11 protein-coding genes are annotated in these 16,244 nt (G+C 59.3%); 9 read left to right on the top strand and 2 right to left on the bottom strand.

The annotated features are described in order from the left end of the window. Positions 1 to 46: 46 nt before the first annotated feature. From D777_RS14605 to D777_RS14585, 5 genes are all read left to right on the top strand, one after another. Positions 47 to 1,774 (top strand): bifunctional protein-serine/threonine kinase/phosphatase, encoded by a 1,728-nt coding sequence (locus tag D777_RS14605; protein WP_036133697.1) that lies wholly within the window; start codon positions 47 to 49, stop codon positions 1,772 to 1,774. Between the two features lie 238 nt (positions 1,775 to 2,012). Then, positions 2,013 to 2,531 carry an Hcp family type VI secretion system effector gene (locus tag D777_RS14600; RefSeq protein WP_036133694.1) on the top strand — a complete coding sequence of 173 codons (519 nt, stop codon included), beginning with the start codon at positions 2,013 to 2,015 and terminating at the stop codon, positions 2,529 to 2,531. Positions 2,532 to 2,903: 372 nt separating this feature from the next. Continuing rightward, positions 2,904 to 4,373 carry an MFS transporter gene (locus D777_RS14595; RefSeq protein WP_036133692.1) on the top strand — a complete coding sequence of 490 codons (1,470 nt, stop codon included), beginning with the start codon at positions 2,904 to 2,906 and terminating at the stop codon, positions 4,371 to 4,373. Then, complete coding sequence (locus D777_RS14590) at positions 4,370 to 6,082, top strand: bifunctional protein-serine/threonine kinase/phosphatase (RefSeq protein ID WP_036133690.1); 1,713 nt, start codon at positions 4,370 to 4,372, stop codon at positions 6,080 to 6,082. Before D777_RS14595 ends, D777_RS14590 begins: the two co-directional genes overlap by 4 nt. A gap of 70 nt (positions 6,083 to 6,152) precedes the next feature. Continuing rightward, positions 6,153 to 6,851 carry a hypothetical protein gene (locus D777_RS14585; RefSeq protein WP_036133687.1) on the top strand — a complete coding sequence of 233 codons (699 nt, stop codon included), beginning with the start codon at positions 6,153 to 6,155 and terminating at the stop codon, positions 6,849 to 6,851. A 3-nt stretch (positions 6,852 to 6,854) separates the two neighbouring features. Here the strand turns inward: D777_RS14585 and D777_RS14580 are convergent, their stop codons facing one another. Beyond that, positions 6,855 to 9,557: a nitrate reductase gene (locus tag D777_RS14580; protein ID WP_227501788.1), complete on the bottom strand. Its 2,703-nt coding sequence runs from the start codon at positions 9,555 to 9,557 to the stop codon at positions 6,855 to 6,857. Positions 9,558 to 10,098: 541 nt separating this feature from the next. Here D777_RS14580 and D777_RS14575 point away from each other — a divergent pair. The 3 genes from D777_RS14575 to D777_RS14565 are packed head-to-tail and all read left to right on the top strand — an operon-like array spanning position 10,099 to position 13,337. Further along, complete coding sequence (locus tag D777_RS14575; RefSeq protein ID WP_406564791.1) at positions 10,099 to 11,445, top strand: CmpA/NrtA family ABC transporter substrate-binding protein; 1,347 nt, start codon at positions 10,099 to 10,101, stop codon at positions 11,443 to 11,445. Positions 11,446 to 11,468: 23 nt separating this feature from the next. Then, positions 11,469 to 12,464 (top strand): ABC transporter permease, encoded by a 996-nt coding sequence (locus D777_RS14570; RefSeq protein ID WP_036133682.1) that lies wholly within the window; start codon positions 11,469 to 11,471, stop codon positions 12,462 to 12,464. A 45-nt stretch (positions 12,465 to 12,509) separates the two neighbouring features. Then, positions 12,510 to 13,337 carry an ABC transporter ATP-binding protein gene (locus D777_RS14565; RefSeq protein ID WP_227501811.1) on the top strand — a complete coding sequence of 276 codons (828 nt, stop codon included), beginning with the start codon at positions 12,510 to 12,512 and terminating at the stop codon, positions 13,335 to 13,337. A gap of 6 nt (positions 13,338 to 13,343) precedes the next feature. Here D777_RS14565 and D777_RS14560 read toward each other — a convergent pair whose 3' ends face one another. Next, positions 13,344 to 14,648: a nitrate- and nitrite sensing domain-containing protein gene (locus D777_RS14560; protein WP_036134395.1), complete on the bottom strand. Its 1,305-nt coding sequence runs from the start codon at positions 14,646 to 14,648 to the stop codon at positions 13,344 to 13,346. A 343-nt stretch (positions 14,649 to 14,991) separates the two neighbouring features. Between D777_RS14560 and D777_RS14555 the strand changes: the two genes are divergently transcribed. Then, complete coding sequence (locus D777_RS14555; protein ID WP_036134393.1) at positions 14,992 to 16,224, top strand: NAD(P)/FAD-dependent oxidoreductase; 1,233 nt, start codon at positions 14,992 to 14,994, stop codon at positions 16,222 to 16,224. Positions 16,225 to 16,244: the final 20 nt, after the last annotated feature.

The raw sequence follows: 16,244 nt of genomic DNA, 5'->3' as shown, positions 1-16,244 counted from the left end.
CCGAGGAAGGCTCCGGCCGCCGCACCGGCCGGAGCCGGTTACTGGCATGACAACAACGCTCAGACTGACCACCGCCCAGCACTCCGACAGAGGCTTCAAGGCGGTCAATCAGGATTTCCATGGCATGCTGGTGCCCGAGGGGCATCAGTTGGCCACCAAGGGCGCCGTGATCGCCATGGCCGACGGCATCAGTTCCAGCAAGGTCAGCCAGATCGCCAGTGAATCGGCGGTTGCAGGTTTCCTCAACGATTACCTGTCGACGCCTGACAGCTGGCCAGTCAAACTTTCCGCCGAGCGCGTTCTCCAGGCCACCAATGCCTGGCTTCATGCCCAGACCAGACAGAGTCAGTATCGCTACGACAGAGACCGTGGTTATCTGTGCACCCTCAGCGTGCTTATTCTGAAGTCCGCAACGGCCTACCTGTTCAACGTGGGCGATACCCGAATCTACCGGATCCGGAACCGCCAGATAGAGCAGCTCACCACCGACCACCGGCTCTGGCTATCAAATACAGACAGTTGCCTGACCCGTGCCATGGGCATGGAACACCGGGTTGAGATCGACTACCGGGCGCTCCCGGTCAATCCGGGCGACACCTTCCTGCTCGCAACCGATGGCGTGCATGAGTATCTGAGCGACGCCGAACTGTGCCGTGTTGTGGACAACCATGGCAGTCAACTGGAACTCGCCTCCCGGGCGCTGACGAAAGCGGCCCTCGACGCTGGCAGCGATGACAATCTGAGCGTGCAGCTGGTCCGTGTGGATGCGGTCGCCAGCAGCCGCGAGAGTACCGAGCTACACCGGGCACTGACGGAACTTCCCTGTGCCCCGGAGCTGGTCCCGGGGCAGACCCTGGACGGCTACCGGATTGTGCGGCAAATCCATGGCAGCAGTCGCAGCCATGTTTTCCAGGCGGTGGACATTGCCAGCCAACAGCCGGTTGCACTCAAAACACCGTCCATGGAGCTGCGCCAGGACGCCGATTACCTGGAACAGTTCGCGGCCGAGGAATGGATCGCCAGACGCATCAACAACCCCCACGTTGTCCGCCCGTTCTCACCGGAACGGCAGCGAAGCTGTGTCTATCTGGCTACTGAATTCATTGAAGCGCGCACCCTGAAACAGTGGATGCTGGACCACCCGAAGCCCGCCCTGGAGACGGTTCGCGGGTTGATTGAGCAGATCGCCCGGGGATTGCGGGCATTCCATCGCATGGCCATGGTGCATCAGGACCTGAAACCGGAAAACATTCTGGTGGATGCTCACGGCAAGGTCACACTCATTGATTTTGGCGCCACCCGGGTAACCGGCCTGCAGGAATTACAAACGGCGGACGAGGACTGGTTTCCCAGGGGAGCAGCCCTGTACAGCGCACCGGAAACCTTTATCGGTGAGACGGGTACCTGGCTGGCCGACCAGTTTTCCCTGGGCGTGATCACCTATCAACTGCTGACCGGCCAGCTCCCGTTTGGCGCCGAGGTGCCGAAAATCCGGAGCGTCAGGGACCAGCGGCAGCTGACCTATCAGAGTGCCCGCGCGCTGCGAGACGATCTCCCCATCTGGCTCGACGATGCAATCGCTCGGGCGGTTCACCCCGATGCCCACCGCCGCTACCCGGCGCTATCCGAATTTCTCAGCGATCTGCGCCAGCCCGGTACCGATTGGCAGAGGCGCCACCGGCCGCCCTTGATGGAGCGCCACCCGGTCACTTTCTGGCAAAGTCTGTCGGCGCTGCTGCTTCTGGCGCTGGTGATCTCAATAGCCTCCCGTTGACTAAGGCGGCTGCCTACCCACCAGCCCACAACCTGCCAGGCCATTTCTTGCTCGGCCAGCAAGAGCTCGCTCACCCCCCGGGCACAGCCTTGCCCACAGCCCCGCTGTGCCACCTCGAAAATAATCTTACCCATTGTTTTAAATGAATTTTTATCTTCTGGCACAGGACTTGTTACCTCTTGCCCGTCCAGGGAAAAGCCCAGGGACATATTTTCATTCAACAGTCATGGAGCAGACTATGCCAACTCCTTGTTATATCAGCATCGAAGGCCAGACTCAGGGCAACATCACCGCCGGCGCATTCACTTCCGATTCCGTCGGTAACATCTACGTCGAAGGCCACGAAGACGAAGTGCTGGTGCAGGAATTCAGCCACGTTGTCACCGTTCCGACCGATCCCCAGTCCGGTCAGCCTTCCGGCCAGCGCGTGCACAAGCCGTTCAAGTTCACCTCTGCACTGAACAAATCCACCCCGCTGATGTACAACGCCCTCGCATCCGGCGAAATGCTGCCGAAGGTTGAGCTGAAGTGGTACCGCACCTCCGTGGAAGGTAAGCAGGAGCATTTCTTCTCCACCATCCTCGAAGATGCCACCATCATCGACATCAACTGCAACATGCCCCACTGCCAGGACGCCGCCAACGCGGACTTTACCCAGCTGGTGACCGTATCCCTGTCCTACCGCAAGGTAACCTGGGAACATGCGGTTGCCGGCACCTCCGGTGCTGACGACTGGCGTGCGCCGATCGAAGCTTAAGGTAAAAGCTTCCCCGGGAGAGCGTGCACCATTGAATGGCGCCCTCCCGGCTTTCTGCATGCTGGTGGTGCATAAAACACTACCGCATCCCCCCCGCGGCCATCGCACTCTCCCTCCATTACCCGGTTTTCCCCTCCCTGGTATGTCCTTTGCTTCAAAGACACCAGTTTTTACGTCCGAAAACGGCTGCTGGCAATGGCGTCACTGCTGAAAGAACGATGCCGGCCAGCATCCCGCCGTCAGCAACGCAGACAGGGTTAGCTATCTGTCTGCCCCGTACAATGACAGCCTCCTCTTGCCGCGCCAGCCAACATTCCTTCAGTGGTTTGCACCCGACGGATTCCCATAACCGCTTTGGAACAGGTTCGCGCTATGAATGATCAATCCTTCCGCTTCTTCTCATTCGAGGGGAAAACACGGATTCTCCACCTGAGTTGGGTGGCGTTCTTCATCACCTTTCTGGTGTGGTTCAACCACGCCCCTCTGATGGCCGCCATTCGTGAGCAGTTCGGTCTGACCGATTCCCAGGTCAACACCCTGCTGCTGCTCAACGTGGCACTGACGATTCCCGCGCGAATACTGATCGGAATGCTGGTGGACGCCCTCGGGCCTCGCAAGGTCTATTCCATTGTTCTGCTGGTCTCAGGGGTGATCTGTATTGGCTTTGCCCTGGCAAAGACCTTCGAACAACTGGCTTTCAGCCGTTTCCTGCTGGGTTTTGTCGGAGCAGGGTTCGTGGTCGGCATTCGCCTGATCAGCGAATGGTATCCAGCCCGGGAAGTGGGCTTCGCGGAGGGGATTTACGGCGGCTGGGGGAACTTTGGCGCTGCCTTCGCGGGCCTGTCCCTGCCGACCCTTGCCCTGTTCTTCGGCGGCGATGAGGGCTGGCGTTGTGCCGTCGGCACCACCGGACTCATCGCCATAGTCTATGCGGGTGTGTTCTATGCCCTGGTCCGCGACACCCCGAAGGGCTCCACCTATTTCAAACCCAAGAAGGGCGGCGCCATGGAAGTGACCAGCAAAGGCGACTTCTTCCTGTACATGGCGATGAACCTGCCACTGTCCATCGCTCTGGCGTTGATTGTCTGGAAACTTGGCCCCGCCAATCTCGGTATGCTCAGTGGCGCGGTGACCTACATTCTTTACGGCGTGGTGTTCCTGATGCTGGTTTTCCAGTTGCTAAGGAGCTGGCAGGTCAACGGCCATATTTTCAGCAAGCCGGTTCCCGAGTTCGACCGCTATCCCTTTAAACAGGTCGCTCTGCTTAACCTGACCTACATGGCCGCATTCGGCTCGGAACTCGCGGTGGTCTCCATGCTACCCCTGTACTTCCTCGATACCTTCGAAATATCTCCGGTACTGGCGGGCATGCTCGGCGGCAGCTTCGCCCTGATGAACCTGATCGGCCGTCCCGGCGGTGGGTACGTGGCCGACCGAATAGGGCGCAAACTGACCACGCTGATTACCCTCACCGGCATCGCCGTTGGCTACCTGCTTATGAGTCAGATCAATAGCGACTGGCCGCTGGCCCTGGCCGTGTTGCTGGTACTTTTCTGTTCGGTGTTTGTTCAGGCGGGTTGCGGTGCGGTCTATGCCTCGGTGCCATTGGTCAAACGCCGTCTGACCGGTCAGGTTGCCGGCATGGCCGGGGCTTACGGCAATGTTGGCGGCGTGGTATTCCTGCTGGTTCTTTCACTGGTTTCACCAGCGATATTCTTCGTGGTGCTGGGGATTTTTGCTCTCGCCATTCTCGCTCTGGTCAGTGTTTTCATGGACGAACCCAGCCCGCAAACCAGTGAAGTTATGCCCGATGGGTCAGTCCGGATGATTGAGGTCTCGTGAGCGCTACGCTGCAATTAAGGCTCGGCCAGCACAGCATTGCTGGCCGGAAGCCGGAGAATCAGGACAGCCTGGGGGCACGCTATCCGGAAGGCGAGGCCCTTGTTATGAAAGGCGTCTGCGCGGTTGTCGCGGACGGTGTCAGCGCCTCTCAGGCTGGCCGGGAGGCCGCCGAGACTTGCGTAAAGGGCTTTCTGCACGACTACTACAGCACTCCCGACTCCTGGAGCGTGGAAACGGCAGCCAGCCGCGTACTGGGCGCGCTCAATCGCTGGCTACATGGCCGGGGGCATGCCAGTCATGGCGACGCCCGCGGTATGGTCACCACATTCAGCGGGGTCGTGATCAAAAACAATCGCGCCTTTGTGTTCCATGTGGGCGACAGCCGGGTCTATCTGCTCCGTGGCGGTGAGCTGGAGTCCCTGACACGGGACCACCACGTTCTGGTCGGCAACGACAAACCGGCCCTGGCCCGCGCAATGGGCGTGGAGCCAGATGTCGAAATCGACGTTTCCCGCGTTGGCCTGGAATCCGGCGACCGGCTGGTGCTCACGACCGATGGCGTTCATGGCTTCCTGAGCCCGAAAATCATACAGGCCTGTGCCAGTGCCGAGGCCCCCGAAACGGCAGCAGAACAACTGGTCACGGCCGCCTACGACCATGGCAGCGACGACAATCTCAGCGCCCAGGTCATTGCGATTGATCATCTTCCGGCCGAAGACATTGAAGCCCACTACGAACGTCTGTCCGCCTTGCCCTTCCCACCACCGCTGGATGCCGGCCAGATCCTCGACGGCTACCGCATTGAACGGGAAATCCATGCCAGTAGCCGCACCCAGGTCTACATGGCAACGCCCATGGATGGCGGGGCCCCGGTTATTCTCAAGACACCTTCCGCGAATTATCAGGACGACGCCAGCTATATCGACCGGTTCATGACGGAAACCTGGGTAGCCAGACGTATCCACAATGCCCATGTGGTCAAGGCCATTGATCCCCCGGGGCATCGCCAATGCCTGTATTGTCTGACCGAGTTTGTGAACGGTCCGACCCTGCGGGAGTGGATGAACGACCACCCACAACCCGAGCCGGCGCAGGTACGGAACATTGTTCGCCAGATAGCTTCTGGCTTGCGAGCCTTGCATCGGCTCGAAATGATCCATCAGGACCTGAAACCCGAGAACATCGTCATCAACCACGACGGCACTGTGAAAATCATTGACCTGGGTTCCGTGCGGATACGCGGCATTGAGGAAATCGACGTCCCGTGGGGGCGCGACAATTACCTCGGCACCGACAGCTATGCCGCTCCGGAATGCCTGGAAGGGGACCTGTCTACGCCCGCATCCGATCGCTTTTCCCTTGGTGTCATTGCCTATGAGATGCTGACCGGGCATTTGCCCTACACCTGCGCCCCGAAGCCTTCAGTGAGGCGCAAACTGCATTACCGGAGCGCACGGTCGATCAACCCGGACCTGCCGAAATGGCTTGATGCCTGCCTGGGAAAAGCGGTCGCCCTGCGCCCCCAGGATCGCTACCCGGCTCTTTCTGAGTTCCTCCATGATCTGGAACACCCCAACCCAAAACTCTTGCCAACCAGCACGGGACCACTGGTGGAGCGGATTTCTATCGACAGTTGGCGAATTCTCGCCATCCTCTCACTATTGGCGAACGCCCTGCTTGTTCTTTGGGTACTCGCCGGTACGCCATAATTTCTTGGTAAATGAATGGCGCCGGCGATAACCTAGGGGTTTCCAACATCCAATATGTCTCCGACACCCCATGAGTTCCATGAAAACCCGAGCTCGCCATCTCGGCGACCTGATGTGTGACACCACCCTCAGCGTACTCTGGCAACCGGCATCTCACTGGCTTGCTGAACGAAAACCGGGCAGTGAACTGCGGTGCCGAACCGGCTCTGGTCAGGCGACCTACCACCGTTTTGATCCGCAACAAAACCGGCACCTTATCACCTATGGCGCGAGGATGATCGAGGCCAAGCAACGGCCAGACACAGCCCATGGCTGGCTATCGAGCCGCGAGATTGTGAAGCGGGGTTACTTTGGCGGGGAATTGAGCCCTCTCAACCTGCTGGCCCATACCTGCTGTCACGAGTTCGCCCATCTGCTACAACACACGGACGGAAAACGTTTTCGTGGTTCGGTCCACAACCGGCACTTTTACCGCATTCTGGATGAACTGCATGCCAGTGGTGGCGCAGATGAAACCCGGGAGGCCCTGCGCTCCGGAGCCCGGTCCCGGGGGCTGGAACTGTCGGACACGGTGTTTTCCATACCCGAGCCTTCCGTTGAGCCGCTCTCGTGGCAAGTAGGAGAGTGCGTCAGCTTTGGCAAAGGTCAGGAGGCGATACAGGGCAAGATCACTCGCATCAATCGTAAAACCTGCACGGTGGACGGTACCGGCAGGGCCCGGGGCATTCGTTACCGGGTGCCTTACCCGATGCTTCGTCGGGCCGGATAGCGCTCAGGTCTCGGCAGTTTCCAGACTGGCGACGGTTTTCTCGATCAGCCCCCGCAATTCCGGAATGCAGGAACCACAGTTGGTTCCGCATTGCAGGGTCTTGCCCAGCTCGTCCACCGAGAGCTGTCCATCACAGATGGCCCCGGTGATCTGTTTCTCGCCCACCTGGAAACAACTGCAGACCAGGTCCCCGGTATCTTCCGTATCCACCGCACGCCCGGCCAGCAGACACTGTCGCTGTTCCCGGCTAAGCCGGTCAGCGGCAAAACACTGGTCTAGCCAGGTCAGGTCAGGCAAGGCGTCGGCATCAGGCTCCACCATTAGAACCGACTGCAATTGCCCATCGACGATCCGCGCCGCCCGAAAACGACCCTGGGCCATATCCGCCAGTATCACATTCGGCTCTCCCCCCATCCAGGCCAACGCATCCTGCTGCCAATCAACCGGCCACCCTCCCGCCAGCCACCAGCTCTCGCTGTGCTGCAGGGGCTGCCGGCTCCAGTAATCACACAGGGCTTCATCCTCCTGGCGCCACGGATCTTCCCGTCGGCGCATCAGGCGCGCCTGCCAGCGTATGGTCAGGGCTTTCAGGCTGCCCGCGCCGTGCTTACCCTCCGGCTGCCCGGACAGTGGGTCGGTGATGGCACCCACAAGGTCACTGGCGACCCCCCGGGAGGCGAACTGTCCATTCCAGTGAATAGGAACGAAGACTTCACCGGGACGCTGACTCGGCGTTATCCGTACTCGCCCCACATAGGATTGTGAACCGACAGCACCGGAAAGCCGCCCCAGGGCGCCCTCGCTTACACCGATGCGACGGGCGTCCTCCGGGTTCACCTCGATAAACGGCTCCGGGCGGTGGGAAAACAGCCTCGACGCTTGCGCCGTGCGAGTCATGGTGTGCCATTGATCCCGAATGCGACCGGTATTCACGATCAGCGGACGGGCTATGGATGTCTGCTGGGCGGGCAGGGTGGTTTCAACACTGACCACTCGCGCACGACCATTCGGGGTAGCGAAGATGCCGTCGCCGAACAGTCTCGGGGCGCAGGAGACGTTGCCATCTGTTCGGGTTGAGGCCGGCCACTGAATCGGTTCCAGATCGTTGTACTCCTGATCAGTGAGCCTCTGCAGGCCTGACAGATCCAGAATTTTCCCGGCCCGGGCACTTGCCAGACCGCACAGTTCCGCATGCTCGCGGAACACATCGGCAGGCTGCTGATAGCCGAAAGCATCCCCATGTCCGAGCGCCCCGGCCACAGCGCTGACGATCTGCCAGTCCGGCCGCACCTCACCGGGCAAGGGCAGGAACGACCGTTGCCGGGATATGCGGCGCTCGGAGTTTGTTACCGTGCCATCTTTCTCACCCCAGCCGGCTGCCGGCAGAAGGATATTGGCAAATGCCGTGGTGTCGGTCTCGGCCATACAGTCAGAGACGATCACGGTAGGGCATCGGACCAGAGCGTCACGAACCCGGGCAGATTCCGGCAGGCTCACGGCCGGGTTGGTGCCCATGATCCAGAGCACCTTGATCTCCCCCTGGTGCACGGCATCAAAAAGATCCACTGCCTTCAGGCCCGGCGCGGCCGGAAGCGCGTCACTGCCCCAGAATTCGGCAACAAGCGCCCGTGCTCCTGGTGTGTCGTAGTCCAGATGGGCTGCCAGGGTGTTAGCCAGACCACCCACTTCCCGACCGCCCATGGCATTGGGCTGACCGGTCAGGGAAAAGGGACTTGCTCCTGGTTTACCAACGCGCCCGGTCACCAGGTGACAATTAATGATGGCATTGCATTTGTCGGTGCCGGCAACGGACTGGTTAATGCCCTGTGAAAACCCGGTTACCGTTCTGGCCGTGTCAGCAAACCAGCGGTAAAAAACCGCCACATCTGCTGCGTCCAGGTCACACTGCCTGGCGACGTCCTCAATACCTGGAGCAGCCTTGAAGGCAGACCTCAGCGCCTCTTCGTAACCCTCGCAGTGAGCATCCACGTAATCCCTGTCAATCGAATCACTCTCGGCCAGCCATACCAGAAGACCATTGAACAAAACGGTATCGGTGCCCGGCTTTAACTGGAGATGCAGATCCGCCAGCTCCGACGTAGCCGTTTTTCGCGGATCAATAACCACCACTCGCCGGCCCGGCCGGCGGCTGGCCTCCATGCGCTGATACAGAACGGGGTGAGCCCACGCCGCGTTGCTTCCCGCCAGAACCAACAAGTCGGCGAGCTCGAAATCTTCGTAGCAACCAGGAACACAATCTTCACCGAAAGCCCTTTTGTGCGCGGCCACCGCTGACGACATACAGAGCCGGGAATTGGTATCGACATGGGGAGTGCCAATAAAGCCCTTGGCGAGTTTATTGGCGACGTAATAGTCTTCGGTGAGCAGCTGCCCGGACAGGTAAAAAGCCACTGAGCTTGGTCCGTGTGACGCAATCGCCTCGGCTATCGCACCGGATGCCTCAGACAACGCCTCATCCCAGGACACCGTTTTTCCTGCGATCCGGGGGGCCAGCAATCGACCATTCGAGCCGATGGTGTCATGCAGCGCTGAGCCCTTAACACAGAGGCGCCCGAGGTTGGCCGGGTGCGACGAATGGCCTCGCACTCCCGACGACGTCGCCAAGACACCACAGCCCACACCACAATACGGGCAGGTTGTTGAGATTGCCTCCATTTCCGGCTTAGGTTCAGGCCTGGTATCCACGTCGATTCCTCTCTTATCTGCAGACAAAAAAGCCCGCCCTCTCAAACACCGTGGTTGACGGAGTCAGGAGGGCGGGCTTCTTTGCCTATATATAAAGTGCAGGTGTCAGTCACACCATGATGACTGAATACCCTGCAATAACAGGGCCACTCTGTGGTCGACGAGACCAAGCGACCAGAGCCGGCGGTTACAGTGATTTTGATATTCATCAAGCATGGCCCGACCGTCCATAATCGGGGTCAACTTGGTGCAAGAACGATCAAAACGCACTAAAAGAATCCGCCCCATTCTTGATGATTGTCAGCTCTGGCCATCCCCGATAATTCCTTAACTACTGTTTTTTCTGGCTTATTTTTACATGGCACAGGGTGTGCTCAGTAAACACCAGACAGAACATCGACATCAGGATCATTAACGATTCCATCAGGCATAGGCGCCTGCTTTCCGGCAACGGAAGGCAGGCGTTTTTTTGTCTGCACGATAAGTAACGAGGGAGCACGACATGAAACAACCGACGCAACTCATTAGAAAGCTTGGGTACATGGCCCGCCTGGCCGTCTCCATTTCCCTGATAACCGGCACCACGATCGCGCAGGCCGAGATCGGCCCGGCAGAAAAACCCGACCTGAAGCTCGGCTTTATCAAGCTGACGGACATGGCACCCCTGGCAGTCGCCTGGGAACAGGGCTTCTTTATGGATGAAGGGCTGTTTGTGGAACTCGAGGCCCAGGCCAACTGGAAAGTGCTTCTGGACCGGGTCATTACCGGTGAGCTGGATGGTGCCCATATGCTGGCCGGTCAGCCTCTCGGGGCCACCATCGGCTACGGCACCCAGGCCGACATCATCACCGCCTTCAGCATGGACCTCAACGGCAACGGCATCACCGTATCCAACGATGTCTGGGAGGCCATGAATGCGAACCTGCCCAGCTCGGGCGGACAACCAGAACACCCAATCAGCGCCAGCGCACTGAAACCGGTGGTCGACGCCTCTCGGGATAAGGGCGAGCGCTTCCGGATGGGCATGGTGTTCCCGGTGTCCACCCACAACTATGAGCTTCGATACTGGCTCGCCGCCGGTGGCCTGAACCCGGGCTATTATGCACCGCAACGCGGCGACACCAGCGGCACCCTGGAAGCCGACGTTCACCTTTCGGTAACCCCGCCCCCGCAAATGCCCGCCACTATGGAAGCGGGCACGATCCAAGGCTACTGCGTCGGCGAGCCCTGGAACCAGCAAGCGGTCTTCAAAGGCATTGGTGTACCGGTGATCACCGATTACGAGATCTGGCCCAACAACCCGGAAAAGGTGTTCGGTGTAACCGAACAATGGGCGGAAGAAAACCCCAACACCCATCTGCACCTGCTGCGCGCCCTGATTCGTGCCGCCCACTGGCTGGATGCAAACAACAACGCCAACCGCCAGGAGGCCGTTGAGATTCTGGCCCGCCCAAGCTATGTCGGCGCAGACGCGGAAGTGATCGCCAACTCGATGACCGGTACCTTCGAATATGAGAAAGGTGATATCCGGGAAGTGCCCGACTTCAACGTGTTCTTCCGTTACCACGCCACCTACCCGTATCCCTCAGACGCGATCTGGTACCTGAGCCAGATGCGCCGCTGGGGCCAGATTCCGGAGGCCAAGCCGGATGACTGGTACATGAAGACCGCAGCCAAGGTCTACCGCGGCGATATCTACGCCGAGGCCGCCAAATCCCTGATCGAAGACGGCCTTATGAAGGCCGAGGATTTCCCCGATTTCGCACAGGAGAACTTCGTTCGCCCGGAACAAGGTGAACTCATCGACGGCGTCACCTTCACTCCAAGACAACCCAACGCCTACATCGATCAATTTGCCATCGGCCTTAAAGGCTCTGAGACGCCCTGATCCGGCGTCCGAAGGAGAATGACATGAGTACCCTGACCAGCTCACCCTCAGAATCCACCTCAGCCAGCGGCCTTCGGGCCCTGGTTGAGCGACTGTCGATCCCAAACCCTGCCACTGTTGGCAAACAGTTACTGCTGCCACTCATCGGCATCCTGGTGTTCCTCGGGTTCTGGCACCTCGCAGCCCCCCAGGTGAACACCTCACTGGGTGCCTTCCCGGGACCGGTTCAGGTCTGGGAGCAGGGTGGCCAGCTCTGGCAGGAACACTCCAGCCAGCGGGATCGGGCGGACAAATTCATCACCATGCAGGAAGAACGAAACCAGCGCATCCTGGAGAAGGATCCCGATGCCGAGGTGAAGATTCGCCCCTATCCGGGCGCACCCACGTTCATCGATCAGATCGGCACCAGTCTGGTGACGGTCCTCGCCGGTTTCGTCCTGGCGACCATAATCGCGGTGCCTCTGGGTATTGTGTTTGGTCTCAACAGACACTTCCAGGCCGCGGTGAATCCGCTGATCCAGGTGTTCAAACCGGTTTCTCCGCTGGCCTGGTTGCCGCTGGTCACCATGGTGGTCTCCGCCACTTACGTCAGTGACGACCCGATGTTCGAGAAGTCATTCCTGACCTCCATGATCACCGTCACCCTGTGCAGCCTGTGGCCAACCCTGATCAACACCAGTGTTGGCGTGGCTGCCGTCAATCCGGATCTGCTGAACGTGTCCCGGGTACTAAGACTGTCGTTCTGGACTCACGTCCGGAAAGTGGTGCTGCCATCGTCGGTCCCGATGATCTTTACCGGCCTTCGAGTCTCGCTGGGTATTGCCTGGATGGTGCTGATCGCCGCCGAGATGCTGGCCCAGAGTCCCGGCCTTGGCAAGTTCGTCTGGGACGAATTCCAGAACGGCAGCAGCCAGTCCCTGAGCCGAATCATGGTGGCCGTTCTCGCGATTGGTCTTATCGGTTTCCTGCTGGACCGCATCATGCTTCTGATTCAGAAAAAAGTCGCCTGGAACGAGTGAGGTATTCCTATGAGCAAGTCACATCTTGAACTGACCGGCGTTGAAATGGCCTTCGATACGCCCAAAGGCGCCTTCATCGCTCTCGATAACGTGAATCTGAAAATCAAAAAAGGCGAGTTTGTGTCCCTGATTGGCCACTCCGGCTGCGGTAAATCCACCGTGCTGAACATCGTCGCCGGTCTGCTGCAGGCCAGCAAGGGCGGCTGCGTGCTGGATGGCCACGAAGTGAACTCTCCCGGGCCTGAAAGAGCCGTGGTGTTCCAGAACCATGCCCTGATGCCCTGGCTCACGGTCTACGAGAACGTGGAACTGGCGGTACAGCAGGTATTTCGCAAAACCATGAGCAAACAGGAACGCCGGGACTGGATTCTGCACAACCTGGAACTGGTGAATATGGCCCACGCCGCCAACAAACGGCCGGGTGAAATCTCCGGTGGCATGGCGCAGCGGGTGGGTATCGCCCGGGCTCTGGCCATGAAACCCAGCGTATTGTTAATGGACGAACCCTTCGGAGCACTGGACGCACTGACCCGGGCACATCTCCAGGATTCCCTGATGGAAATCCAGCAGGAGCTGAACAACACGGTGATCATGATCACCCATGACGTCGATGAGGCTGTTCTGCTCTCTGATCGCATCATCATGATGACCAATGGCCCGGCCGCCACCGTGGGCGAGGATCTGCACATCGATCTGCCAAGACCCCGCAACCGGGTGACCCTCGCTGACGACCCGACCTACGTGCACTACCGTCAGGAGGTCCTCAAGTTCCTGTACGAAAAACAGCGCAAACTGGAAACCATCAAGCCTGCCCGTGCCGGGAAGGCCGAGCAGCAGGAGAAAAGAGAGGAAGCTCAGGCCGCACGGGCCTGAGTGGAATCACTTCAGCACATCGGCCATGGACACCAGGGCCCGGGCAACCTCCGGGAGTTTGCGGCCCTGATCCATGGCCAGTTTCCGTAGCACGCGATGCGCCTGGTCGTTATCAATGCCCCGACTTTCCATCAGCAACAACACCGCTTTCTCCTGAGTTTTCCGGTCCTCAAGGGCTTCCTTTGCCGACTGCAGTTCATCGTTCATCTGCTGCAGGCGATGGGTCTGTTCCTGCACCAGATCGAAGATCGAGCGACCAAACTGCTGTCCCACTCCCTCACTGGCCCAGGCATCACCGGCCTGGCTACCAGATTCACCACCCGTCTCGCACAGAACCAATAGAGGCTGGGATGACTGTCCCTGAGCATCCAGCGAAGCGATCAGTGTCTCCTGATCCGCCAGGGATCCCCTGGCCTCGGCAAAACGCTCCACGCATCGGGCGTGGAACTGCCCCTCGACAGCGTCCTCCACCTTCTTCAATTCATCAATACGCTCGGTCATCAGGGCAAACCAGGTATCCGCCAGCTCCGGATCCAGCGCCTTGTAGCGCCCCACCGAACACCCGAGGCCCCGGAAGCGCTCGATTTCCTGCTCCCGATCGTGGGCTCTCAATTTATGCCACAGGTCCTTGCTTTCCGTGTCCGCAAAGCTGACAAACACATCAAAACACCGTTCCTGCGCCTCAATGAGGTGCATCATGCGCTGACTCAGTGCACTGTCAAAACCGCCACTGGAGAATCCGGCCGATCCCACCGCACGCTCCTGGCCACAGTATTCCTTGCCATTCATCAGATGGACCATCGCCACCAGAAGGCCCGCAATGGAAGGGTCAACCACGGTATCGGCGGCCTCGAAAACCACGGTTATGAGGTTGTGGATAAGGTGACTGTAGGCGCTGGTAGCCTCGGCTGCGGAGAGGGAAAGGCCCTTTACCTGAACCCTGATTTCCTTAAGACTTTCAATACCATAAAGCGCCGTAGCGATATGGTTGAGGAGATGGCTGCTGACAGGGTGCGCCGTCAGTTCGCTGTGCACCTCGGATAGCGCTTGGGAGAACAGGTCTTCCAGGCGTTCCGAATCCGCCACCATGGCCTCCCGTTCTCTGGAAAACTTTTCGCCGCCAGAACCCAGGAAGACGTTGGAAGCCCCCCTTTCCCGCTGAAGGCCATGGACCAGAGCGCTGATGCTCTGCACCAGTTTTCCCATCTGCAGGAAGTACTGAAGGTTCATCAGTTCGCACTGACGGGAGGCGATGAGGTAGTCCGCTGCTGTCGGTGTTTGTGGGAGGGGTTGCTGCTTACGGGTATTCATAAAATGCTCCAGGCACAGGGCCATGATGGTTCCTTTCCCTGTTCACTGAGCAATTTATGCGCCACCCGGGCATCAAAGTCGTGCAATCCGCCCCATCGCAGGGCAGCATCCCCGATCAATTCAGCGCCTGACCACGACAAACTTCACATAACCCACTGTTTTCATTGCATTCTTAAAATTGGCACAAACCTCGCTAGTACTTAAGCAAGGATGAATGTCCCGGCCAAGGATTCGGCCGGACCATCAGATCATTGTTGTTGGCATTGGCGCCGGACCATCGATTCCCTCACGGGATGAGATGCTCCGGCTTTTTTTCGTGTGCAGGAAACCGGGAGGTACAGACATGACACAGAGCAAGGCTCGCACACTGGTTGTTTGTGGTCATGGCATGGTCGCCCAACGATTTCTTGAAGAGCTGACAACACTGGCGCCGGACGCCTATCAACGCGTCATCGTGTTCAACGGCGAATCCGTGCCCGCCTACAACCGAATCCAGCTCTCCGCCCTGCTCGCCGGCGATACCGACGAAGCCAGCCTGGTGCTGCGGCCCGAAGACTGGTTTCGATCCAGCCGTATCCAGGTGCACAACGGTGAGCCAATCGTGAGCGTCGACAGGAAGCGTCATACCGTGACCACGGTCACCGGACGGGTTCAGCACTATGACACACTGGTACTGGCAACGGGGTCCAGCCCCGCACGGCTTGGAATCCCGGGCGAGGACCTTGAAAACGTTGTGTCATTCCGGGACATCAAGGATACCCGCAACCTGATTGCTCAGAGCCAGAAGCACCAGCGTGCCGTGGTTGTCGGCGGTGGGTTCCTGGGGCTGGAGGCTGCGGACGGCCTGCGCCGCCGGGGCATGGACGTCACACTCCTGCACCGTGGCTCACACCTGTTAAACCGCCAGCTCGATCCGACCGGAGGCGAGCTGCTGGCCAGAGCGTTGGAGGATCGCGGACTCCACATTCTGACGTCCCGATCACCCATCCAGCTTTTGGGAAAGGACCAGGTCCGAGCCGTACAGCTGGACGACCAGACCCTGATCAGTACCGACCTGGTGGTGATCGCCACCGGCATCACTCCAAATCGCGGGCTGGCTCAGAGTGCAGGTCTGGTCTGCGGTCGCGGCATTGCAGTGAACGGGCAGCTCCAGACCAGCGACCCGGACATCTTTGCTCTGGGTGAATGCTGCCAACTGGACAGCCAGACCTTCGGTCTGGTGGAGCCCGGCTATCAACAGGCCTCTGTTCTGGCCCGGCACCTGGCAGGTCCAACTCAGGACATCGTGTTTACCCCGACAGACATAGCCACCCGCCTCAAAATCAGCGGCATCCCGGTATTTTCCTGCGGTTTGCAGACGCCGGACGACGAGACCGAATCCCTGATCTCACAGGACTTTGAACATGGCACCTACAGCCACCTGCTGGTGCGAAATAACCAATTGGTTGGAGCCATCCTGGTGGGCGATGCCAGCCAGGGCCCGTGGTTCCAGGAACTGATTGCAAACGGCACCAACATCGCACCGCATCGGGCGCTACTGCCCTTTGGAAAACAATTTTGCCAGGCAGCGGCGTAACCCGCGGCCGATGAGAGAGG

It is taken from the genome of Marinobacter nitratireducens, from assembly GCF_000708045.1.
GTDB lineage: Bacteria > Pseudomonadota > Gammaproteobacteria > Pseudomonadales > Oleiphilaceae > Marinobacter > Marinobacter nitratireducens.
The sequence above is the reverse complement of the archived record's forward strand: the minus strand, read 5'-3'. Positions and strand labels throughout refer to the sequence as shown.

What these genes read in the sequence shown, in the direction of transcription:
- D777_RS14595 (WP_036133692.1), top strand. Translation starts at nt 2,904, where the DNA reads ATGAATGATCAATCCTTCCGCTTCTTCTCATTCGAGGGGAAAACACGG.
- D777_RS14605 (WP_036133697.1), top strand. Translation starts at nt 47, where the DNA reads ATGACAACAACGCTCAGACTGACCACCGCCCAGCACTCCGACAGAGGC.
- D777_RS14575 (WP_406564791.1), top strand. Translation starts at nt 10,099, where the DNA reads ATGGCCCGCCTGGCCGTCTCCATTTCCCTGATAACCGGCACCACGATC.
- D777_RS14600 (WP_036133694.1), top strand. Translation starts at nt 2,013, where the DNA reads ATGCCAACTCCTTGTTATATCAGCATCGAAGGCCAGACTCAGGGCAAC.
- D777_RS14560 (WP_036134395.1), bottom strand. Translation starts at nt 14,648, where the DNA reads ATGAATACCCGTAAGCAGCAACCCCTCCCACAAACACCGACAGCAGCG.
- D777_RS14555 (WP_036134393.1), top strand. Translation starts at nt 14,992, where the DNA reads ATGACACAGAGCAAGGCTCGCACACTGGTTGTTTGTGGTCATGGCATG.
- D777_RS14565 (WP_227501811.1), top strand. Translation starts at nt 12,510, where the DNA reads ATGGCCTTCGATACGCCCAAAGGCGCCTTCATCGCTCTCGATAACGTG.
- D777_RS14585 (WP_036133687.1), top strand. Translation starts at nt 6,153, where the DNA reads ATGAGTTCCATGAAAACCCGAGCTCGCCATCTCGGCGACCTGATGTGT.
- D777_RS14570 (WP_036133682.1), top strand. Translation starts at nt 11,469, where the DNA reads ATGAGTACCCTGACCAGCTCACCCTCAGAATCCACCTCAGCCAGCGGC.